We start from the raw sequence: 22,071 nt of genomic DNA, 5'->3' as shown, positions 1-22,071 counted from the left end.
GATAGCGGAGGGGTTCCACACGTACCCATCCCGAACACGACCGTTAAGCCCTCCAGCGCCGATGGTACTTGGACCGCAGGGTCCTGGGAGAGTAGGACGTTGCCAAGCAAAAGTGAAAAAGGATGATAACCTTAGCAGGTTATCATCCTTTTTTATGTATTTTGTGGATGGACACGCGCTCTAAGGTTGACAGAGAGAAGATGCTTTGCGACACTCTAAGTGCGTATTTTTTTAAAAGGTCCAAGTATATGAGCGAGGTGACGAAGTTATGAAGATCAGGCAATTACAACGTGAGGAATTTGAAGCAGCTATTGAATTATCCCAGTATGCTTTTCAGTTTACAATGCCCCCGGAGGATCTGGAGAAAGCTAAGAAGAAATTCAAACCAGAACAAACATGGGGAATCTTCGACGGGCACGAATTGAATGCTAAACTGACCTTGCTGCCGCTACAAGTATACATACATGGTCAGGTTTTTGATATGGGGGGCATTGCTGGTGTGGCAACGTGGCCGGAAAAGCGTCGCGGGGGTATGGTTTCACGTTTGTTGACGCATGCGCTTGAAGAGATGAAGACTGCAGGACAAAGCCTTTCTTTTCTGCATCCATTCTCATTTGCCTTTTATCGTAAATTTGGATGGGAAACATATACGGAGTACAAAAAGTACGTCATTCCAATTGATAAATTCCCTGCTAAACTTAAAACAGAAGGTATAGTCAAACGGGATATCAAAAATATTTCAGAATTGGACCAAGTGTATCAATCGTATGCTTCACGTTACAATGGTACGCTGGTACGAGATAAGGAATGGTGGCAGGAACGGATTTTAAATGAAAATTATCGAACTGTAGTATATTACACGGATGCAGGCAATCCTCAGGGATATGCACTATACAAAATAGAAGATAAACAGTTAAATTGTGATGAGTTGGTATATGAAAATGAGACGGCACGTCGGGCTTTGTGGACTTATTTTGCAAATCATGACTCAATGATAACCCAAGGTAAATTTATTTACGTTCCAGCAGATGACAACCTGCCCTTTTTACTCGATGATCCGCGAATTCAACAGGAAACGGTGCCTTATTTTATGGGGCGTATTGTGGATGCAGTTGCTTTTGTAGAGAGATACCCTTTTGAGCAGATTGGAGAAGAAACAAGTTTGACCTTACATCTGACAGATCGGTATGCCCCTTGGAATGAAGGAGTATGGAGATTAACAATTACTACGGAGGGGCAAGGACATCTGGCAAGAGTGGATACAAGCAATTTATCTGACAACGCCTTAGCAGCTGACTTGAAACTGGGGATTCAGTCATTAACAACTTTAATGCTCGGCTACCAGCAAGCTGATAACCTGTCTAATTGGGGGCGTATTGAAGGAAGCAGTAAGTCTGTGGCTGCACTTAAACGTGTAATACCAATAAAACAAACGTTCTTATTGGATTTTTTCTGATAAAGCTCCAATTGGTTTTTCTTAATGTCCAACTTTTTTTTAACCAAATTGGATGTGGTTTATCATAATTACTCAAAGCTCTTTCCATAATGGGAAGAGTTTTTTGTAATATGGTATAAAACATAATTAGATTGCGAAAAATGGTATTGACCCCTTGGCAAAAATGAAATTTGTGCTATAATACGAATATAGTCAAAGAAAGTCAAAGTCAATTGGAATCAGTGTGATTCCACAAAAGTATTATGTTGTTGGATTGGCCGTATATAACAATTTGACAGCAAAAAAGTAAAAAATAACGACCTGATTTGCGTATAGTTAGGAGCTGCTTCTTATGGACAGAAGAGAAGTGTATGATTTATCGCAAATAAAGGTCACACTAGAAACAAAACGGTACAATTCCAATGGATGTAGAACAGGCAATAGCCTGAATACAGCTTAGATTCGTGACTATACCGTTTGGTTAAGTTCAATATACGGCGGACTCTGTGGAGCGTGAAATGTATTTGAATTCTTGCGTTTCCGTTAGTGGAGGATGATGAAATGCGCAATGTTTCCGACATTATTGAACAATATTTGAAGAGCATGCTGCTGGAAAGTCCCCAAGGCTTAGTGGAGATTCAGCGTAATGATCTGGCTGACCGCTTTTCCTGCGTACCGTCGCAAATTAATTATGTAATTAGTACCCGGTTTACGCTGGAAAAAGGTTATGTGGTGGAAAGTAAACGCGGTGGTGGAGGCTACATTCGAATTCAGCGAATTCAATTACCTGCACAACATGCGATCCATACACACCTTCATCAGAGCATCGGGGAGGAAATTAGCCAATCGGCAGCAGAAGGACTGATTTATCAGTTAGAGGAAGCTCATTTTTTAAGCAAAAGGGAAGCTGGTCTAATGAAGGCTGCTTTATCAAGAGATACATTATTGCTAAAGCTTCCCTATCGTGACCAACTGCGAGCAAGATTGCTTAAGGCTATGCTGATCTCGTTGCTGGCGGCCAAATAGCTAGTATCCATTAACCAGTGAATAGAGATTTGCAATTCAGATGTAGGGATTTGTAAAAATCCTGACGTTGAAGGAGGTGCTTTTATGCTGTGCCAAGAATGTAATATGCGGCCGGCAACTTTGCATTTCACCAAAATTGTGAATGGCGAAAAGACAGAGTTTCATATTTGTGAGACATGTGCGAAGGAAAAAGGGGAGATGATCCCTGGAACACCTAATGGCTTTTCGATTCATAGCTTGTTGTCGGGGATGTTGGATTTTGACTCCAGCACAAAGAGCCAGTCTTCAGGTCACACTGTTCCCCAAAATCTGCAATGCAAGGATTGCGGTATGACTTATACACAGTTTAGTAAGCTAGGACGTTTTGGATGTCCATCATGCTATCAATATTTTGATAGTCGTCTGGACCCTCTGTTCAAGCGTGTGCATGGTAGTACGAGTCATGTTGGGAAAGTTCCGGTCCGTACTGGAGGCCGATTAAAGGTTAAACGGCAAATTGATGATTTGAAAAAAGAGATGCAACAACACATTGTACAGGAAGAATTCGAATCAGCTGCTGAGCTTAGGGATCAAATCAGAAAGCTTGAAAAAGAAATGACTGAAGAGTAAAGTTTGTGAAGAGTAGGAGGGAATGCGTGATGCCCAATATCCGATTTACGGAAAAGCCGCTAAGTGATTGGATGCGTGGTGATGCTGCGGATTCGGAGATTGTCATTAGCAGCCGGGTAAGAATTGCGCGTAACTTGCAGCATCTGCCTTTTCCCATGCTTGCTACCAATCAGCAGTCGGAAGAAGTGCTTCAACGCTTAACGGATATCCTTCAGTATGATGATTTGCGTCGTTTTGGTACTTTTCATACCTTGAAAATATCCGAGTTGGATGAGATCGACAAGCAGGTACTGGTTGAGAAGCACTTAATTAGTCCTAATTTGGCGAACGAATCTCGCAACGGTGCTGTGTTGATTAGTGATGATGAATCAGTTAGTGTTATGATAAATGAAGAGGATCATCTGCGTATTCAGTGCTTATATCCGGGATGTCAGGTGAGAGAAGCCTGGGAACGCGCCATGGTCATTGATGATGCATTCGAAGCTCATGTTGATTATGCATTTGATGATCGGAGAGGTTTTCTGACCAGTTGTCCGACGAATGTCGGCACAGGTATGAGAGCTTCGGTGATGATGCATTTACCCGCATTGGTCATGACTCACCAAATCAATCGTATATTGTCCGCTGTTTCACAGGTAGGTCTTACGGTTCGCGGCATTTATGGTGAAGGCAGCGAAGCAGTTGGAAATTTATTCCAGGTATCTAATCAGATTACCCTGGGACAAACCGAAGCGGAAATTATCGAGAATCTGCATGGCGTGGTGCTGCAAATTATAGAGCACGAACGTTCTGCCAGAGAACGATTGATGAATGAATCCATGCTGCGGATTACAGATCGGGTGATGCGTTCATTCGGTATTTTGTCATATGCAGCAGTTTTGGATTCCAAGGAGGCTGCACAGCGGCTGTCCGATGTACGTCTCGGTGTAGATTTAGGGATTTTGGAGCGTCCTTCCATTGCAACGATGAATGAGCTTAATGTGATGACGCAACCTGGCTTTCTGCAAAAAAGCTTTGGGGATAAAATGAATACCGGTGAGCGCGATATGTACCGGGCGAAGCTGATCCGGCAAAAATTAGGCACAACCCTTTAATATATAGAATGATCTGAAATACACATTGTGGAGGTGCAGGATATATGATGTTTGGAAGATTTACGGAACGAGCACAGAAAGTGCTTGCCTTGGCCCAGGAAGAAGCTGTTCGATTGGGACACAACAACATTGGCACAGAGCACATTTTGCTAGGACTCATTCGTGAAGGCGAAGGAATAGCAGCGAAAGCCTTAATCGGTTTAGGGCTGGGACTGGAAAAAATCCAGGATGAAGTGGAAACACTGATTGGACGCGGTCAAGAGCAACCGACGAACATTGCCTATACTCCACGTGCCAAAAAAGTCATTGAGCTGTCTATGGACGAAGCGCGTAAATTGGGGCATACCTATGTAGGTACCGAGCATATTTTGCTAGGTCTTATTCGTGAAGGTGAAGGCGTAGCAGCACGTGTACTGAACAACCTGGGTATCAGTCTGAACAAAGCGCGTCAGCAAGTGCTTCAATTGCTCGGCAGCAGCGAGGCGGTTTCCAGCCATCACGGTGCTCCAGCGAATGTCAGCACGCCAACCTTGGACAGTCTGGCACGCGATCTGACAGCTTCTGCGAAGGAAAACAACTTGGACCCCGTTATTGGGCGCAGCAAGGAAATTGAGCGCGTTATTCAAGTGCTCAGCCGCCGTACAAAGAACAATCCTGTTTTGATTGGTGAACCTGGGGTAGGTAAAACAGCGATTGCCGAAGGATTGGCACAAAAAATCATAGCGAATGAGATTCCTGAAACGTTGCGCGACAAACGCGTAATGACACTCGATATGGGCTCTGTAGTAGCAGGCACTAAATATCGTGGTGAATTTGAGGATCGCTTGAAGAAGATTATGGACGAGATTCGTCAAGCCGGAAATATCGTACTGTTCATTGATGAGCTGCATACGCTGATTGGTGCTGGTGGAGCGGAAGGCGCAATTGATGCGTCCAACATCCTGAAACCTGCTCTGGCACGTGGCGAGCTGCAATGCATCGGTGCCACCACGCTGGATGAATATCGCAAATATATTGAAAAAGATGCTGCTTTGGAGCGTCGTTTCCAACCTATTACAGTGGATCAACCTTCTCCAGAAGAAGCAATCCAAATCTTGTATGGTCTGCGCGACCGTTACGAAGCGCATCACCGTGTAAAAATCACGGATGAGGCTATTGAAGCTGCAGTAAGATTGTCAGATCGTTATATTACTGATCGCTTCCTACCGGATAAGGCTATTGACCTTATTGATGAAGCAGGTTCTAAGGTAAGGCTGAATTCCTATACAGTACCGCCAAACCTGAAACAGCTGGAAAACCGTCTGGAAGATATCCGCAAGGAAAAAGATTCAGCGGTACAAAGTCAGGAGTTTGAAAAGGCAGCTGCGCTGAGAGATACAGAGCAAAAGATTCGTGAAGAGCTGGATGTCACTAAAAACCAATGGAAAGAACAACAGGGGCGTACAGATTCCGAAGTTACACCAGAGGATATCGCTCAGGTTGTTGCCATCTGGACTGGTGTCCCAGTCAGCAAGCTAAAAGAAGAAGAAACACATCGTTTGCTGAATATGGAGCAACTGTTGCATGAACGGGTGATTGGACAGGACGAAGCTGTTAAGGCAGTAAGCCGGGCGATTCGCCGGGCACGCGCCGGTCTGAAAGATCCGAAGCGTCCAATCGGCTCCTTTATTTTCCTCGGTCCAACTGGGGTTGGTAAAACAGAGCTGGCACGCGCCTTGGCTGAATCTATGTTTGGTGATGAAAATGCGGTTATCCGTATTGATATGTCCGAATATATGGAGAAGCACTCCACATCCCGTCTGGTAGGAGCGCCTCCAGGGTACGTTGGATATGAAGAAGGCGGTCAACTGACTGAGAAGGTACGTCGTAAGCCTTACTCTGTTGTGTTGCTGGATGAAATTGAAAAGGCACACCCAGAAGTATTCAATATTCTGCTGCAAGTGTTGGAGGATGGACGTCTGACGGATTCCAAAGGTCGTGTTGTTGACTTCCGTAACACACTCATCATCCTAACTTCCAATGTTGGTGCGCAGGCAATCAAACGCAACTCCACGCTTGGCTTTACAGCTGTTGTGGACGCTGGGGCGGATTACGATAACATGAAGGGCAAAGTGATGGATGAACTGAAGAAAAGTTTCCGTCCTGAGTTCTTGAACCGGATAGATGAAATTATCGTTTTCCATTCTCTCGAAGAAAAACATATTGCCGAAATTGTTTCACTCATGTCTGAGGAGCTGCGTAAGCGTCTGAATGAGTATGAGGTGGACTTTGAGTTGACAGATAAGGCTAAGAATTTCCTTGCCAAGGAAGGCTTCGATCCAGCGTATGGTGCGCGTCCATTGCGTCGTGCAATCCAGAAGCATATTGAAGATCGCCTGTCCGAGGAACTGTTGACTGGAAACATTTCTAAAGGCGACTCTCTCTACATTGATGAAGAGAACGGTGCATTGACAGTAACGAAAAAGGATAATGTATCCGCGAAGTCCTAAAGCAGTTTAGTAAATAAAACATTAGAAAAGGGTGTCTCGCAGGCTGGAAAGCTATTGCGAAGGCACCCTTTTTGTGTATTGAATACCTTGAAAGGGTAGGCTAAAAGCTTTGGGAAAGTTTGTGATACTGCTTTACGTCCGCCAAGCTTCAATGGTAAACTTTTATTGTTACAGCTCTTTCAGGTGCTGTGTGAAGATAAATTTGACATTATCGTCGTCAAGAAGGAGCCAGGGAATAAAGTATGGCTAAAGTGAAAACTAAATTTTCCTGTACGGAATGTGGCTATGAATCGCCTAAATGGTACGGAAAATGTCCTGGATGCCAGGCATGGAATTCCATGGTCGAAGAAACGGAAAGCGTTGTAAAAACTCAAGGAATGGGATCTTCCCTTCTTACTCATAGCACAAAAGACAAACCGCTTCCTATTGTTGAAGTGGAAAGTGGCAAAGAAACACGAATTTTGACGGGAATTGGTGAATTAAATCGTGTACTTGGTGGAGGTGTGGTGCCAGGTTCACTCGTTCTGGTGGGTGGTGATCCGGGGATCGGCAAGTCTACGCTTATGCTGCAAACCTCTAATGAGCTGGCTTTAACTGGTTTAAAGGTACTCTATGTGTCTGGTGAGGAATCCGTCCGCCAAACAAAGCTACGTGCAGATCGCCTCGGTGCCTTGTCTCCCAGTCTGTACGTATTATGTGAGACGAATTTGGAGACGATTGAAGAAGCAGTAGACAGCTTGAAGCCAGAGTTTTTGGTCATCGACTCGATACAGACTGTATATTTGCCTGAGGTGACAAGTGCGCCTGGTAGTGTAGCTCAGGTGCGCGAGTGTACTTCACGATTTATGCGGATTGCCAAGGGATTAGGTATTGCTACAGTACTGGTAGGGCATGTGACCAAGGAAGGCGCTATTGCAGGTCCGCGTTTGTTGGAGCATATGGTCGATTGTGTACTTTATTTTGAAGGAGAGCGTCATCATACGTATCGGCTGTTGCGTGCGGTTAAGAATCGCTTTGGTTCTACGAATGAAATTGGTATTTTTGAAATGGCCGAAAGTGGTTTGCGTGAGGTGGCGAATCCTTCTGAACTTTTCTTGTCCGAACGGCCACTGGGGGTGGCTGGCTCCACCGTCGTTGCCAGTATGGAGGGAACCCGACCTGTATTGGTTGAACTGCAAGCACTAATTGCAGCTACACATTTTCCATCTCCACGCCGAATGGGGACGGGGATCGACCATCATCGGATGGGATTAATCATTGCCGTCCTAGAAAAGCGGATGGGCATGTTTTTGCAAAACCAGGACGCTTATCTCAACGTTGCTGGAGGCGTAAAGCTGGATGAACCAGCGGTGGATTTAGCTATAGCGGTGAGCATTGCTTCCAGCTTTAGGGATGCTCCTACCAAGCCGTACGATGTGATTTTTGGTGAAGTAGGACTGACAGGCGAGGTGCGGGCTGTATCCCGAGCAGAACAGCGAGTGCGAGAAGCGGAGAAATTAGGTTTCAAACGGGTGATCATGCCCGAGAAAAGCTTAAAGGGCTGGACACATCCGAAAGGGATACAAATTATAGGAGTTGGAACGGTGGCAGATGCACTGGCAGCTGCATTAGATTAGGGGGCATTGAGAATGAAGGAAGCGAGCCAACTGGATAAAATGAACGATTTGCTGCGGCTTGTGGCACCGGGAACTCCCTTTCGCGACGGATTGGAAAACGTTTTGCGTGCCAAAACGGGTGCTCTTCTGGTCGTTGGCTATAGCCCGGAAGTAATGGAAGTCGTGGATGGCGGTTTCTCTATTAATTGTGATTTTTCACCGAACTATTTGTATGAGCTGGCTAAAATGGACGGCGCAATCATATTGAGCGAGGATTTAAAACGAATTTTATATGCCAATACGCAATTGATTCCCGATTCCTCCATTTCGTCCATAGAAACAGGGATTCGGCATCGCACGGCGGAACGAGTTGCGAAGCAGACTGGAAAACTGGTTGTGTCTATTTCCCAGCGTCGTAATATTATTACGTTGTATCAGGGGACTTTACGGTATGCGCTCAAGGAAATCGGGGTTATCTTAACGAAAGCTAATCAGGCCATTCAGACGCTGGAAAAATATAGATCCGTATTGGGGCAAGCCTCAACGAATTTAACTGCATCTGAATTCGAAGAACTGGTTACCATGCCGGAGGTCGTTAATGTCATTCAACGGATCGAAATGGTGCTGCGCATCAAAATGGAGATCAAACGATTTATTAACGAGCTCGGAAATGAGGGCAGGTTGATTAGCATGCAGATGGAGGAGCTTGTCAGCAATATCGAGGAAGAAGCTTGGTTGCTGTATAAGGATTATGCCAAAGACGACAGCGACGAGAAGATTCGTGAAATTATATTGGGACTCAAACGTTCTACGGACGACGAATTACTGGATGTAAATCATATTGTACGTTTATTAGGCTACCCTTCTTCAGCAGCGACATCAGAAGAATATATTGATGCACGCGGATATCGGGTATTGAACAAAATACCTCGTTTGCCAAATGTAATTATTCATAATCTGGTGGAGCGATTTGGGCGTTTTCCACATGTCATGACAGCAACGATTGAAGAACTAGATGAAGTAGATGGTATAGGAGAGGTTCGTGCGCGTACGATTAAAGAAGGGCTTAAACGTTTGCAGGAACAAGTTTTCATTGACAGACAAATGTAAATGTAATACAGTGAAAGGATTATAATGGAACAATTCATACATTGAGGTGAAGAGATGATTACCAAATCAATTCCGAACATGTGTACCTTGGGTAACTTGTTTCTCGGAATGATCGCCATTTTATTGGCCGTAGACGGAAAATACAGCCTTGCCGCTATTATGGTTATTGTCGCCATGTTGTTGGACGGACTGGATGGAAGGATGGCCCGGGCTCTGAATGCCCAGAGCGAATTCGGTAAAGAACTGGACTCCTTATCAGATATGATATCTTTTGGTGTTGCTCCCGCAGTTATTATGTACATGGTTGCTTTTCATGATGCGAATTCGGCTCTCGCTTGGACGGTTACAGCCATTTTTCCGATGTGCGGAGCATTGCGTTTGGCTCGTTTTAACGTACGTCCCGGTGTACCAGGTTATTTCACAGGTTTGCCCATTCCGGCAGCAGGTGGCGTATTAGCCACTTTGTCCTTATTCCATAACGAGATTTCTTTGTTATACATGTCGATTGCCATGTTGCTGGTCTCTTATTTGATGGTTAGCTCCATGAGATATCCGAATTTCAAAAAGGTCGGTCTTCCGAAAAAAGCGATCTGGATTGCTCCATGGGTCGTAATTGCAGCGGTGTTTCTGGCCGTTAAATTTCCTGATCAGCTGTCGAAGCTGATTTTTGTACCATTGGTGCTATATGCATTGTACGGTATGAAGCTGAACATTCGGAAGCTATCACGCAGACGTGGACGGGAACGAGATCGTTCTAATCAAGAAGAACAGGACGACCAATATCGTCATTCGCAACGTTAGTGTCAGACAAGAACTAGAAGAAGCATTTATTTCCTTGATTCATTCAGGGAGATAAATGCTTTTTTTATGCATAAAAAGTGAAAACACAGGGTTAGTTATGTGAGAAATGGATCATACTGGTAAGGGAAGTGCTATGTATCGAATAAATAGCAGACTATTGAAAAGAAAATAAAGGAGGTATAGAGACTCAATGTGGAGAAAGGCTATTTTAACTTTTACAGGATTGTGCGGCGCGTGGTTTGGCTATACGTTATACCAGCGGATAGGAGGCATCGTATCGTGGATGCCACAATGGTTGAGTGATGGTTCTTTACCAGGAATGGCTGTTTGGATGTTTGCGGGAGCAGTGCTATTTATGGCTGGCTGCTCATTCGCAGGGGCGTCCGTGGCGAATCGATTGCAGCAGGGTATTGAAGGCTTGGTACGAATCCCGATGAATGAGATGATGGCAGGTGTGATGGGGTTAGCAGTGGGGCTGATCCTTTCCTTGGCAGTTTACCCACTCTTTTCAGGATTGGGGGCACCTGGTCTACTTATCCAGACCGCGGTTACCTTGGTATGCGGATATGTGGGATTAATGGTAGGGCTAGAAAAACGGGACGAGCTGTCATCCTTTTGGAGTTCAGGTTTTTTTGGTCGGGGAGCGGATGTAGAAGAACGCAAGCTGGAGGAACATAAAATTTTGGACACCAGCGTCATTATAGATGGGCGTATTGCGGATATTTGCAAGACAGGTTTTATTGAAGGAACCATTGTGATTCCTGAATTTGTGCTGGAGGAGCTTCAGCATATCGCAGATTCTTCAGATTTACTTAAGCGTAATCGTGGACGGCGGGGTCTGGATATTTTGAATAAAATCCAAAAAGAGCTAGATGTGAATGTGCTCATTTATGAGGGGGATTTTGAGGAAATTTCAGAGGTCGACAGTAAGCTGGTTAAGCTTGCAAAGGTGTTGCAGGGTAAAGTTGTAACTAATGATTTTAACCTGAATAAAGTATGCGAACTTCAAGGTGTGTCTGTGCTGAACATTAATGATTTGGCGAATGCAGTGAAGCCTGTCGTACTGCCCGGTGAGGAGATTATGGTGCAGATTATCAAAGACGGCAAGGAGCATGGGCAGGGGGTAGCTTATCTGGATGATGGTACGATGATTGTTGTGGAGGGTGGACGTGACTATATTGGCTCTCTCATGGAAGTGCTGGTCACAAGTGTACTTCAGACCTCTGCGGGTCGCATGATCTTTGCTAAACCGAAATTATTGGAAAAAGCTCAATAAACGAGGTATGATGAAGTAGATGTGTTATCATACGGATCGTCCAAGTGCGATCAGGGCAGGAGTTATTTGAATGAACAATCAGGTAGGAGTCGTGATTGTGGCGGCCGGGCGCGGCTCCCGTATGGGAACGCAGGAGAGCAAGCAATTTCTGCTTTTGCGAGACAAGCCCATCTTCATACATACACTTGAAATATTCGCAGCAATGCCTGAAGTGGATGAAATGGTGATGGTTACTGGAGCTGGAGATGTGGAACGTTGCAGAGACTGGGTTCATCAATACAAGATCAGCAAAAATGTACGAGTGGTGGCTGGTGGCAGTGAACGCCAGCACTCGGTTTATCGTGGTTTGCGCCACTTGCAAACAGATTGGGTGATGGTGCATGATGGTGTGCGTCCACTGATTCAACCTGAGCTTGTACGTTCATGCCTGGAGGCTGCCCAGCGTACTGGTGCTTCTGTAGCGGCAGTACCTGTAAAGGATACAATCAAGCAAGTGAACGGGGATGGTATCATTACAGCAACGCCGGATCGCCGAAGTCTGTGGAGTATTCAAACGCCACAGACTTTTCGTCTTTCCGATCTGCTGCGGGCCTATGAGGAAGCGGAGCAGTCAGGATTTTTGGGGACAGATGATTCTATGCTGGTGGAGCGGCTAGGCATTCCAGTTACTGTCGTCCAAGGCAGCTATAAAAACATCAAAATTACTACGCCTGAGGATTTGGAGATGGCGGAGTTATGGGTAAAGACAGAGGGAGAGGATATCAAATGATCAGAATAGGGCAAGGATTTGACGTCCACCAGCTGGTGGAAGGAAGGCCATGCATCATCGGAGGCGTACATATTCCGTATGAAAAAGGTTTGCTAGGTCATTCCGATGCAGACGTGCTGCTGCATGCCATTAGCGATGCCATCCTGGGCGCGCTTGGCTTGGGAGACATCGGAAAGCATTTTCCGGATAACGACCCTGAATTTAAGGACGCTGATAGCCTGAAGCTACTGGAGCATGTGTGGGGGCTGGCTAAAGAGCGGGGATATCGCTTGGGGAATATTGATTCTACGATTATTGCGCAGAAGCCCAAGATGGCATCGTACATCCCGCAGATGAATGAAATCATCGCCCGGGTGCTGGAAGCAGAGGAGTCGTCCCAGGTAAATGTTAAGGCGACAACGACGGAGCAACTCGGGTTTACCGGGCGAGGCGAGGGAATTGCGGCTCAATCGGTTGTCTGTCTAATCAAGTAAATGCTATCATCTTGAGTAATTCTATTTGGAGGAGATTATATGAGCACGGAAGTTCGTGTACGCTATGCACCAAGTCCTACAGGGCATCTGCATATTGGCAATGCCAGAACAGCATTATTTAATTATTTGTTTGCCCGCAATCAAGGCGGGAAATTTATTATTCGCATCGAAGACACAGATGTGAAACGCAATATTGAAGGTGGAGAAGAAAGCCAGCTTAAATATTTGAAATGGTTAGGCATGGACTGGGATGAAAGTATAGACGTGGGCGGCGAGTTTGGACCTTATCGCCAGACCGAACGCTTGGACATCTACAAAACATACTGGCAGGATTTGCTGGATCGTGGTCTGGCATACCGCTGTTATTGCACGGAAGAGGAGCTTGAACGCGAGCGTGAAGAACAGATGGAACGTGGGGAGACACCACGTTACTCAGGAAAACACCGTGATTTAACAGAAGAACAGTGCCAAGCATTTGAAGCCGAGGGCCGTGTACCAAGTATTCGTTTTCGCGTACCTGAAGATCGTGAATATACGTTTGATGATATTGTTAAAGGTCAAATTACGTTCAATTCCAAGGAAAGCGGCGATTTTGTTATCGTCAAAAAAGACGGTATTCCGACATATAACTTCGCCGTAGCGGTTGACGACTATTTGATGAAAATATCGCATGTACTACGGGGCGAAGATCATGTATCTAATACACCGCGGCAGTTGATGATTTTTGAAGCTCTCGGCTGGGAGCCTCCACGCTTTGGTCATATGACGCTGATCGTAGGCGAGGATCACAAAAAGCTCAGCAAACGAAATGAATCCATTATTCAGTTCATGGAGCAGTACGATAAGCTGGGCTATCTGCCGGAAGCTATATTCAACTTTATTGCACTGTTGGGCTGGTCTCCGGAAGGCGAGGAAGAGATCTATGATCGGGAACAACTGATTTCGATTTTCGATCCTAATCGTTTGTCCAAAAGCCCAGCTGTATTTGATACAAACAAGCTTGCTTATTTGAATAATCATTATATTAAAAAAGCTGATCCTGAGCGGATTGCGAGCATGGCCATTCCACATTTGCAGGCAGCAGGGCTGTTGCCGAATGAATTATCGACGGAACAACAGGATTGGGCTAAAGCTCTTGTCCGCTTATACCAAGAACAAATGACTTCAGCGTCTGATATTGTGGCGTTGTCTGAGTTGTTTTTCCGTTCGCATCTGGAGTTGGATGCTGATGCGGCGGCTGTTCTGGCCGAAGAGCAGGTTCCTGATGTACTTAGAGCCTTTGCAGGCAAGGTTGAAACGAGCGAGGAATTTACAGCTCCACAAATGGCCAAGCTGATCAAGGAAGTCCAAAAGGAAACTGGTTTTAAGGGGAAACAGCTGTTCATGCCGATTCGTGTGGCCCTTACAGGTCAAACTCATGGACGGGATCTGAACGAGACCATCTATTTACTTGGACGTGACAAGGTGTTGGATCGTCTTAAGGCACAAATTAAAGGCTGATATTTCTTGTCAATTTGTTGTCTTTTCGCTATAATGACTCCATTGATATGGATTGATACTTACGTGTAAAGGCTGCGAACAGGAGAAGTACACTGCATAAGGGCATCTACCAGAGAGGACGGTCGAGGGGAAACCCCAGGCTGAGAACCGTCTAGATGACCTGCGGAGGAAATGCGCCTGGGAGCCGTGCGCCCGAACCCTCGTTAGCCTACAATGCTAATGCGGCAAGGGCTTGCCGATTCGTTCCCGTTACAGGACGCCAAAGACGGACTTTTCTGCTTTTTTTGTAGCAGATATGTTCGAAGCAGAGTGGGACCACGTATATGCGTCTCTGCAGCCTAGGCTGCGGAGGCGCTTTTTCATTTTTATCAGATTTAGACTCGCTGTAGATTGAAAATTGTCGAAGCGTGCTAGTGACTACGAAAATTGGCGAAATCTGAAGTGTGATGCGGCGAGGATATGGAGGGAAGAGGAGGGCGACATGTTCAGGCATTTCAAATCCGATATTCAAACTGTTTTGGATAATGATCCGGCCGCCCGGAGTAAGCTGGAAGTCATTTTTACGTATTCTGGCGTTCATGCCCTTTGGGCACACCGAATCGCACATTGGTTTTATTTGCGAAAGTGGTGTACTCTAGCCCGTGTTATATCCCAGGTATCGAGGTTTATGACAGGAATTGAAATTCATCCTGGCGCTCGTATCGGAGATCGGCTGTTCATTGATCACGGCATGGGTGTTGTCATTGGCGAAACCTGTGAAATTGGCGACGATGTCGTGTTATATCAGGGGGTTACTCTTGGAGGGACTGGAAAAGAGAAAGGGAAGCGCCACCCCACCATTGGGAATAATGTCGTTATAGGCTCGGGTGCGAAAATATTGGGTTCATTTACGATTGGGGCGCAATCCAACATTGGCTCCAACTCGGTTGTGCTAAAAGAAGTTCCGCCAAACAGTACGGTAGTGGGCATCCCAGGGCGAGTGGTCAGACAGGATGGCAGACGTCCAGATCGACTTAGTCACCAGTTGCCTGATCCGGTCGTCGATTCTATACGGTCTCTTCAAATGGAAATAGAACGATTGCGAGCAGAATTGTCTGATTTGAAGGAGGAGCAATCTGCTCAGAAACATCAGGTGACCCAAGAGAATAAATTACAAGGATAATTTTCATGAGGGAGGAACATAACGATGTCGCTTCAAATTTATAATACAATGACGAGGAGCCGGGAGCCTTTTGTGCCACTGGAGCCTGGAAAGGTTAAAATGTATGTATGTGGTCCTACAGTGTATGATTACATTCATATTGGTAATGCACGGCCTGTAATTGTGTTTGATGTGGTACGCAGCTACTTGGAGTATGTGGGCTATGATGTAAACTATGTGGTGAATTTTACGGATGTCGATGACAAGTTGATCCGCAAAGCTCGGGAACTTAATATGGAGGTTCCGGCAGTTGCTGAGAAGTTTATTGCTGCCTATCATGAGGATTTGGCAGGATTGAATGTTCCTGCTGCCAGCATAAATCCTCGTGTAACTGAGAGCATGGATCTGATTATTGATTTTATCAAGGATCTGGTAGACAAAGGCTATGCCTATGAGAATGATGGTGATGTCTTCTACCGAACCAAAAAGTTTAAAGACTACGGACAGCTGTCAGGTCAAAATTTGGAGGAGCTCCAGTTTGGGATTCGCATCAATGTGGATGAACGCAAGGAGAATGCCGAGGATTTTGTACTCTGGAAAGCAGCGAAACCGGGAGAAATTTACTGGTCAAGTCCTTGGGGAGATGGACGCCCAGGCTGGCATATCGAATGCTCTGCTATGGCTCGTCACTATTTGGGGGATACGCTGGATATTCATGGAGGCGGACAGGATCTGCAATTTCCGCATCATGAATGTGAATGTGCACAATCTGAAGTGATTACGGGTAAACCATTATCTCGCTACTGGATGCATAACGGATATATTCGCATAGATAATGAAAAAATGTCGAAATCACTCGGTAACGGTATTTTGGTTAAAGATCTGCGTGCTCGTCACAAGCCCGAGGCTTTACGTTATTTTATGCTGTCGACACATTACCGCAATCCTTTGAACTACAACCAAGAGACGATGAGTCAGGCGGAGAATAGTGTCGAACGGATTGCCAATGCAGTCGCCAATGTAAAGCATCGTTTAGCCATTGCATTGAAAGGTAATGAAGAAGTATCGGCTGAGCTGCAAATGAAGCTTGACGGGATATTGCAGCAATTTGGTGAAAAAATGGATGATGATTTCAATACGCCTGATGCGATTACTGCGGTGTTCGAATGGGTCAGCGAAGCCAATCTTTTGTTGCAGCGTGATGTTGTCAATCAGGCGGAATTGCAAGCGGTGCTGCATACCTTCCATTCGATGAATACGGTGCTTCGCATTTATTCAGAACCGAGTGAAGAACTGCTGGATGGCGAAGTTGAGCAGTTAATTGCAGAACGTGTCGAAGCTCGTAAAACTAAAAACTGGGGTAGAGCTGACGAAATTCGCGATTTGTTAGCTACTAAAGGCATTGTGCTTGAAGATACGGCACAGGGGATGCGGTGGCGGCGGAAATGAGTGATAAGCCACTGAATTCAGGAGCTGTGGAAGGCGCAGGAAACTGGTTTCCGTATCCTGCGTCCAAGCCGGCTCGCTTGATGCCCCCTATTGCGTTAGCTTACATTGGTGATGCAGTGTATGAGGTGGCTGTCCGGCAATATCTGTTGGCACACCCCAACCTGCGTCCCAATCATTTACATCGACGAGCTACAAAGCTAGTCTCTGCCAAGGCACAGTGTCGTATGTTGGGGTTGCTAGAAACAGTGCTGACGGATGAAGAGCGTGACATTGTCCGACAAGGGAGAAATGCCAAGTCAGGGAGCCTGCCCAAAAATGCTGATGTGCTTGAGTATCGACACGCCACAGCACTGGAAGGATTGATTGGTTATCTGTATTGTGATGGACATTTGGACAGATTGACAGAGTTGATTACGTACGGAATTGCACAAATGGAAAATACCGAAAAATCATAAATTGGAGACGGATTGGATGAATTGAATATCAACCGTTTTCCGGGAGGAAGCTAGAGATGGAAGAAGAATGGATTGCCGGTAAGCATTCGGTAACAGAGGCGCTGCGTTCAGGCAGGACGATAAATAAAATTTGGATTGCGGATAATGCACAAAAGCATTTGACATTGCCGATTACAGCTGAGGCGAAAAAAGCAGGAATCATTGTTTTGCAGGTAGACAAGCGTAAGCTCGATCAAATGGTTCCAGGCATTCAGCATCAGGGAGTGGTTGCGCAAGCAGCACCTTTTGCCTACGCTGAAGTGGAAGACTTGCTTGCTAGTGCTCGTGCTAAAGGCGAAGAGCCGTTTTTGATTTTGCTGGATGAAATTGAAGATCCTCATAACTTGGGCTCCATCCTTCGTACGGCGGATTGCACTGGAGCACACGGTATTATAGTGCCAAAAAGGCGTTCAGCAGCTGTAACTGTAACGGTGTCTAAAACATCGGCGGGTGCTGTGGAGTACGTTCCAGTGGCACGGGTGAGCAATCTGGGGCAAACCATTGACCGTCTTAAAGAAGAAGGTGTATGGGTAGTTGGCACGGATGTTACAGCAACCGATCCCGTCTTTGGGAATGGGGTATTCACCGGTCCTGTAGCGATTGTCATTGGTAACGAAAATAAAGGAATGGGCCGTTTGATCCGTGAGAAATGTGATGTACTTGTCAAGCTGCCGATGGCGGGACAAATCAATTCTCTCAATGCTTCTGTAGCTGCAGGTGTCGTCATGTACGAAGTCTTGCGCGGACGACAGGCACGGAGCTAACGATATGGCTGACACGCGGGATGTTCTGCTTGTGGACGGTTACAACATGATTGGAGCCTGGCCCGAACTTTCCGCACTGGTACAATCTGGTATGCAGGAAGCGAGGGACAGACTTCTTGAACGACTGGCGGATCATCAGGCGTATTCGGGCAGAAGAGTCATCGTCGTGTTTGATGCTTACAGGGTGCCAGGATTAGGTAAAACCTTTGCCCAGAGCAAAGTCCAGATTTATTTTACGAGAGAAAAAGAGACAGCCGACGAATGCATCGAACGATTGGTTCGGGAGCTGAGCAGCAAGAGAAGAAGCATTTACGTAGCGACAAGTGATCAGGTAGAGCAGCATGTTGCTTTTGGCCAAGGAGCACTCAGAGTATCGGCACGAGAATTGCTGATCGAGATTGAGGAATCTGAAAGGGAAGTCCAGAAGCGAATTCAGCAGGATAACGCCAAATTGTCCCGCAACTCGTTGGATGCCAAGCTGAGTCCGGAGCTTCGAAAGCTGTTCGAACGATGGAGAAGAGAATGATCCAATAATTGGTGCACTCTCCATTTTGAAACCATTGACAATTTTGTTAGCGCTCTTCTTTTTTAGGTTGTTGTGGTTGACGGTATCAGGTTACATCGCGTATACTTGTCGTATATTTGAGAGAGTAACGGGTACCTTGCGTTGCAGCCGGAGGGATTGTTAGTGAGTGTGGACCTCAAAGATATCATGTTGTCAAAGTTTGATTACAAAAATGATGAAGACATTGTCGGAGCAGTCCATGAAGGTGATGGGGAAGCGCTGGAGTTTCTGATTAACAAGTACCGGAACTTTGTGCGGGCCAAGGCCAGATCCTACTTCCTGATTGGTGCTGATCGCGAGGATATTATTCAGGAGGGCATGATTGGTCTCTACAAATCCATTCGTGATTTTAAGGGAGACAAGCTTGCTTCGTTTAAGGCTTTCGCCGAGTTGTGCATTACACGACAGATTATTACGGCAATTAAGACGGCTACACGACAAAAGCACATTCCTCTGAACTCTTACGTATCTCTGGACAAGCCCATCTATGATGAAGAGTCAGACCGGACGTTGCTCGATGTGATTTGTGGAACACAAGTAAGTGACCCTGAAGAGCTGATTATCAATCAGGAAGAGTTTGTGGGTCTTGAGGACAAAATGTCCGAGATTCTGAGCGAGCTAGAACGCAAGGTACTTATGTTGTATCTGGACGGACGTTCGTATCAGGAGATTGCAGAGGATCTTGACCGCCATGTTAAATCCATTGATAACGCGCTGCAACGGGTCAAGCGTAAACTTGAAAAGTATCTGGAAGTAAGGGATAGTTGAAAGTAGAGGCTGATATGGAAAAGGCTCGAGTTTGAGTCTTTTTTTATTCGTTTTGGGTAAGCTGTGCAGGTTTATAAGTGTTGTAAATGATTTATACTAAAAAAGATGAATAATAGATATCGCTTTGATTTTGAAGCAGTATTTCAGAGAACAGCTTCAAAGGATGGACAGATGTAAAAATGCACCACAACCGGGACTGCGAAATGTATGCAAACATTCGTTGACATGGAAAACCCCGTGTGATAAAGTGTTTTAGGTAGGCCTAAATTCGCGGTTTTTTTTAGGATCAATTATGAGACTTCCGGTGTTGGATGTCTTCGGGAGGTGCACATCATGCGGGTAATTATTACTTTGGCTTGTACAAATTGCAAACAAAGAAATTACACAACGACGAAAAACAAGCGTAATCACCCCGACCGCATGGAGATGAAGAAATTCTGTAAGTCCTGTAACGAACAGACTTCTCATCGGGAAACCAGATAGTTTTTGGAGGTGTAGTCGGCGTGAAACGCAGTTTCAAGTCTCTGTTTTCCTTTTTCTCTGAAAGCTGGGCTGAACTCAAGAAAGTTCGCTGGCCCAATCGTAAAGAACTGACCAACTATACGCTGATTGTCATAGGGACGATTGCGTTCGTCACGATTTATTTTTGGGTTCTCGATATCGGCATTTCCGCTGTGATCGAAGCGATTATCTAGGAAGGGTTCCAGGTGGCTTGATATGGAAAAAAGATGGTACGTCGTTCATACCTATTCAGGGTATGAGAACAAAGTCAAAGCCAATTTGGAAAAACGCGTTGAGTCCATGGGCATGGAAGACAAGATATTCCGTGTTCTTGTTCCTATGGAAGAAGAACTGGTAACCAAGGACGGTAAGAAAAAAACCGTTATGCGTAAAGTCTACCCTGGTTATGTCTTGGTCGAAATGGTCCAAACCGATGATTCTTGGTATGTTGTACGCAACACACCAGGTGTTACGGGATTTGTAGGGTCGACAGGCTCGGGTTCCAAACCGACGCCATTGCTTCCGGAAGAAGTTGAACAGATTCTGAAGCATATGGGCATGGTAGAGCCGAAACCGAAGATTGAATTCGATGTTAAGGAATCCGTGCGAATTAAAGTTGGTCCTTTTGCGAATTTTGTGGGCTCCGTGGAAGAAATTTTGGTTGAGAAGAGCAAGCTTAAGGTTCACGTCAACATGTTTGGACGGGAAACCCCGCTTGAGTTGGATTATACTCAAGTGGAGAAAATATAGATTTTTCTTACAGGTTTCTTGTGGGAGGATCAATAGGTCCGTCTACCACTATTGAGTCAAGGAGGTGTCATCCATGGCAAAAAAGGTAATTAAAATGGTAAAACTGCAGATTCCTGCAGGGAAAGCTAATCCAGCGCCTCCAGTAGGTCCAGCTTTGGGTCAAGCAGGTGTCAACATTATGGCATTCTGTAAAGAGTTCAATGCTCGTACTGCTGATCAAGCAGGCCTGATTATTCCGGTTGAAATTTCGGTATTTGAGGATCGTTCTTTTACGTTCATCACCAAAACTCCACCGGCTGCTGTTCTGTTGAAAGTTGCTGCTAAAATCGAAAAAGGTTCCGGTGAACCGAATAAAACGAAAGTTGCAACTGTAAATCGCGCTGCTGTTCGTCAAATTGCAGAGCAAAAAATGCCTGACCTTAACGCAGCTTCCGTAGAATCGGCAATGCGTATGGTTGAAGGTACTGCTCGCAGCATGGGTATCACCATCGTAGATTAATTTTATTAATCTACGTGTGCCGGCAGTTTGACTGTCCGGTAAGTGTGGGAGGAATATCCGCTAATACCACATAAGGAGGAAAAGATAATGGCTAAACATGGTAAGAAGTACCTGGAAGCTGCTAAGCTGATTGACAGCGAAGCAACTTATGAGCCTTTGGAAGCCGTTGAATTGGTGAAAAAGGCTGCAACTGCTAAATTCGACGAAACCGTTGAAGCTGCAGTTCGTCTGGGCGTAGATTCCCGTAAACAAGACCAGGCTGTTCGTGGTGTTGTTGTCCTGCCACATGGTACGGGGAAAACACAACGTGTTCTGGTATTTGCAAAAGGTGACAAAGTGAAAGAAGCGGAAGCGGCTGGCGCTGATTTTGTTGGCGATCAAGATATGATCAACAAAATCCAACAAGGCTGGTTCGAATTCGACGTCTGCGTTGCGACACCTGATATGATGAGTGAGGTTGGTAAACTGGGTCGTTTGCTCGGTGGTAAAGGTTTGATGCCTAACCCTAAAGCAGGCACAGTTACTTTCGATGTTGCCAAGGCTGTTCAAGAAATTAAAGCCGGTAAAATCGAATACCGTCTCGACAAAGCAGGTCAAATTCACGCACCAATCGGCAAAGCTTCTTTCAGTGCTGAACAACTGAACGAAAACCTTAAAGCCTTGATTGAAGCCTTGAACCGTGCGAAGCCAGCGGCTGCTAAAGGTGTATACCTGAAAAACATCGCTATTTCTTCGACTATGGGACCAAGTGCACGTGTGAACGCATCTGTTTACAGATAATATTTTTATTGACAGGTTCAATTGAATTTGTTATTCTGTAAAAGTTGTGAGTCATTGTGACTGACCGTTAAAGTTGAATATGCTTACCGTAGACAGTAGGTGCCTTCGGGCTTAATTTCCTACCGAGGTGTTATGATAGAACGTTTCATGTGACGGGCTTGTCCCGTTCATGTAGATTTATCA

At 45.5% G+C, this 22,071-nt stretch carries 23 protein-coding genes, 1 rRNA gene and 1 other annotated feature (1 of these 25 running past the window's edge); all 24 genes read left to right on the top strand.

The features are described 5' to 3' along the window. Window positions 1-108: ribosomal RNA gene (rrf, locus tag ACU1JV_RS27190) — 5S ribosomal RNA — on the top strand; the annotation flags it as partial. Between the two features lie 160 nt (window positions 109-268). Next, on the top strand, window positions 269-1,456 hold the full coding sequence (locus ACU1JV_RS27185; RefSeq protein ID WP_013373296.1) for a GNAT family N-acetyltransferase: 1,188 nt from the start codon (window positions 269-271) through the stop codon (window positions 1,454-1,456). 540 nt (window positions 1,457-1,996) lie between these two features. Then, window positions 1,997-2,461 carry a CtsR family transcriptional regulator gene (locus ACU1JV_RS27180; protein WP_013373295.1) on the top strand — a complete coding sequence of 155 codons (465 nt, stop codon included), beginning with the start codon at window positions 1,997-1,999 and terminating at the stop codon, window positions 2,459-2,461. Between the two features lie 84 nt (window positions 2,462-2,545). Then, complete coding sequence (locus tag ACU1JV_RS27175; protein ID WP_013373294.1) at window positions 2,546-3,070, top strand: UvrB/UvrC motif-containing protein; 525 nt, start codon at window positions 2,546-2,548, stop codon at window positions 3,068-3,070. Between the two features lie 29 nt (window positions 3,071-3,099). Beyond that, on the top strand, window positions 3,100-4,164 hold the full coding sequence (locus ACU1JV_RS27170) for a protein arginine kinase (protein WP_058831482.1): 1,065 nt from the start codon (window positions 3,100-3,102) through the stop codon (window positions 4,162-4,164). Window positions 4,165-4,208: 44 nt separating this feature from the next. After that, window positions 4,209-6,653, top strand: coding sequence for an ATP-dependent protease ATP-binding subunit ClpC (gene clpC / locus ACU1JV_RS27165; protein ID WP_016818634.1), 2,445 nt, complete (start codon window positions 4,209-4,211; stop codon window positions 6,651-6,653). A gap of 242 nt (window positions 6,654-6,895) precedes the next feature. Beyond that, window positions 6,896-8,269 carry a DNA repair protein RadA gene (gene radA, locus ACU1JV_RS27160; protein ID WP_058831481.1) on the top strand — a complete coding sequence of 458 codons (1,374 nt, stop codon included), beginning with the start codon at window positions 6,896-6,898 and terminating at the stop codon, window positions 8,267-8,269. Between the two features lie 12 nt (window positions 8,270-8,281). Beyond that, window positions 8,282-9,358 (top strand): DNA integrity scanning diadenylate cyclase DisA, encoded by a 1,077-nt coding sequence (disA, locus tag ACU1JV_RS27155; RefSeq protein ID WP_058831480.1) that lies wholly within the window; start codon window positions 8,282-8,284, stop codon window positions 9,356-9,358. Window positions 9,359-9,412: 54 nt separating this feature from the next. Further along, window positions 9,413-10,159 (top strand): CDP-diacylglycerol--serine O-phosphatidyltransferase, encoded by a 747-nt coding sequence (gene pssA / locus ACU1JV_RS27150; protein ID WP_013373289.1) that lies wholly within the window; start codon window positions 9,413-9,415, stop codon window positions 10,157-10,159. Window positions 10,160-10,349: 190 nt separating this feature from the next. Next, the gene (locus tag ACU1JV_RS27145) at window positions 10,350-11,435 is read left to right on the top strand and encodes a PIN/TRAM domain-containing protein (RefSeq protein ID WP_413987083.1); all 1,086 of its coding nucleotides are present in this window, start codon (window positions 10,350-10,352) and stop codon (window positions 11,433-11,435) included. Window positions 11,436-11,505: 70 nt separating this feature from the next. Further along, window positions 11,506-12,204, top strand: a complete 699-nt coding sequence (ispD, locus tag ACU1JV_RS27140) for a 2-C-methyl-D-erythritol 4-phosphate cytidylyltransferase (RefSeq protein WP_013373287.1) — start codon at window positions 11,506-11,508, stop codon at window positions 12,202-12,204. Continuing rightward, window positions 12,201-12,677, top strand: coding sequence for a 2-C-methyl-D-erythritol 2,4-cyclodiphosphate synthase (ispF, locus tag ACU1JV_RS27135; protein ID WP_013373286.1), 477 nt, complete (start codon window positions 12,201-12,203; stop codon window positions 12,675-12,677). The genes ispD and ispF overlap by 4 nt, the downstream gene beginning before the upstream one ends. A 39-nt stretch (window positions 12,678-12,716) precedes the next feature. After that, a complete protein-coding gene (gene gltX, locus ACU1JV_RS27130; RefSeq protein ID WP_013373285.1) occupies window positions 12,717-14,177 on the top strand; it encodes a glutamate--tRNA ligase in 1,461 nt (486 codons plus the stop codon). 481 nt (window positions 14,178-14,658) lie between these two features. Then, complete coding sequence (gene cysE, locus ACU1JV_RS27125) at window positions 14,659-15,339, top strand: serine O-acetyltransferase (protein WP_013373284.1); 681 nt, start codon at window positions 14,659-14,661, stop codon at window positions 15,337-15,339. Window positions 15,340-15,363: 24 nt separating this feature from the next. Continuing rightward, window positions 15,364-16,767: a cysteine--tRNA ligase gene (gene cysS / locus ACU1JV_RS27120; RefSeq protein WP_040102787.1), complete on the top strand. Its 1,404-nt coding sequence runs from the start codon at window positions 15,364-15,366 to the stop codon at window positions 16,765-16,767. Continuing rightward, on the top strand, window positions 16,764-17,222 hold the full coding sequence (locus tag ACU1JV_RS27115; RefSeq protein ID WP_058712138.1) for a Mini-ribonuclease 3: 459 nt from the start codon (window positions 16,764-16,766) through the stop codon (window positions 17,220-17,222). Before cysS ends, ACU1JV_RS27115 begins: the two co-directional genes overlap by 4 nt. Window positions 17,223-17,278: 56 nt before the next feature. After that, window positions 17,279-18,025, top strand: coding sequence for a 23S rRNA (guanosine(2251)-2'-O)-methyltransferase RlmB (gene rlmB / locus ACU1JV_RS27110; RefSeq protein ID WP_013373281.1), 747 nt, complete (start codon window positions 17,279-17,281; stop codon window positions 18,023-18,025). Window positions 18,026-18,029: 4 nt separating this feature from the next. Then, a complete protein-coding gene (locus ACU1JV_RS27105) occupies window positions 18,030-18,551 on the top strand; it encodes an NYN domain-containing protein (RefSeq protein WP_013373280.1) in 522 nt (173 codons plus the stop codon). Between the two features lie 162 nt (window positions 18,552-18,713). Continuing rightward, the gene (gene sigH / locus ACU1JV_RS27100) at window positions 18,714-19,358 is read left to right on the top strand and encodes an RNA polymerase sporulation sigma factor SigH (RefSeq protein WP_016324748.1); all 645 of its coding nucleotides are present in this window, start codon (window positions 18,714-18,716) and stop codon (window positions 19,356-19,358) included. A 333-nt stretch (window positions 19,359-19,691) separates the two neighbouring features. Further along, on the top strand, window positions 19,692-19,841 hold the full coding sequence (gene rpmG, locus ACU1JV_RS27095; protein WP_013373278.1) for a 50S ribosomal protein L33: 150 nt from the start codon (window positions 19,692-19,694) through the stop codon (window positions 19,839-19,841). 20 nt (window positions 19,842-19,861) lie between these two features. Continuing rightward, window positions 19,862-20,053: a preprotein translocase subunit SecE gene (gene secE, locus ACU1JV_RS27090; RefSeq protein ID WP_013312170.1), complete on the top strand. Its 192-nt coding sequence runs from the start codon at window positions 19,862-19,864 to the stop codon at window positions 20,051-20,053. A gap of 22 nt (window positions 20,054-20,075) precedes the next feature. Continuing rightward, on the top strand, window positions 20,076-20,609 hold the full coding sequence (nusG, locus tag ACU1JV_RS27085; RefSeq protein WP_007432596.1) for a transcription termination/antitermination protein NusG: 534 nt from the start codon (window positions 20,076-20,078) through the stop codon (window positions 20,607-20,609). A 73-nt stretch (window positions 20,610-20,682) separates the two neighbouring features. Beyond that, on the top strand, window positions 20,683-21,108 hold the full coding sequence (gene rplK / locus ACU1JV_RS27080) for a 50S ribosomal protein L11 (protein ID WP_007432595.1): 426 nt from the start codon (window positions 20,683-20,685) through the stop codon (window positions 21,106-21,108). 87 nt (window positions 21,109-21,195) lie between these two features. Next, window positions 21,196-21,888: a 50S ribosomal protein L1 gene (gene rplA / locus ACU1JV_RS27075; RefSeq protein WP_007432594.1), complete on the top strand. Its 693-nt coding sequence runs from the start codon at window positions 21,196-21,198 to the stop codon at window positions 21,886-21,888. 68 nt (window positions 21,889-21,956) lie between these two features. After that, window positions 21,957-22,071 (top strand) — a sequence feature (ribosomal protein L10 leader region) (it continues 37 nt past the right edge of the window).

The organism is Paenibacillus sp. T2-29, assembly GCF_052921365.1.
The sequence above is the reverse complement of the archived record's forward strand: the minus strand, read 5'-3'. Positions and strand labels throughout refer to the sequence as shown.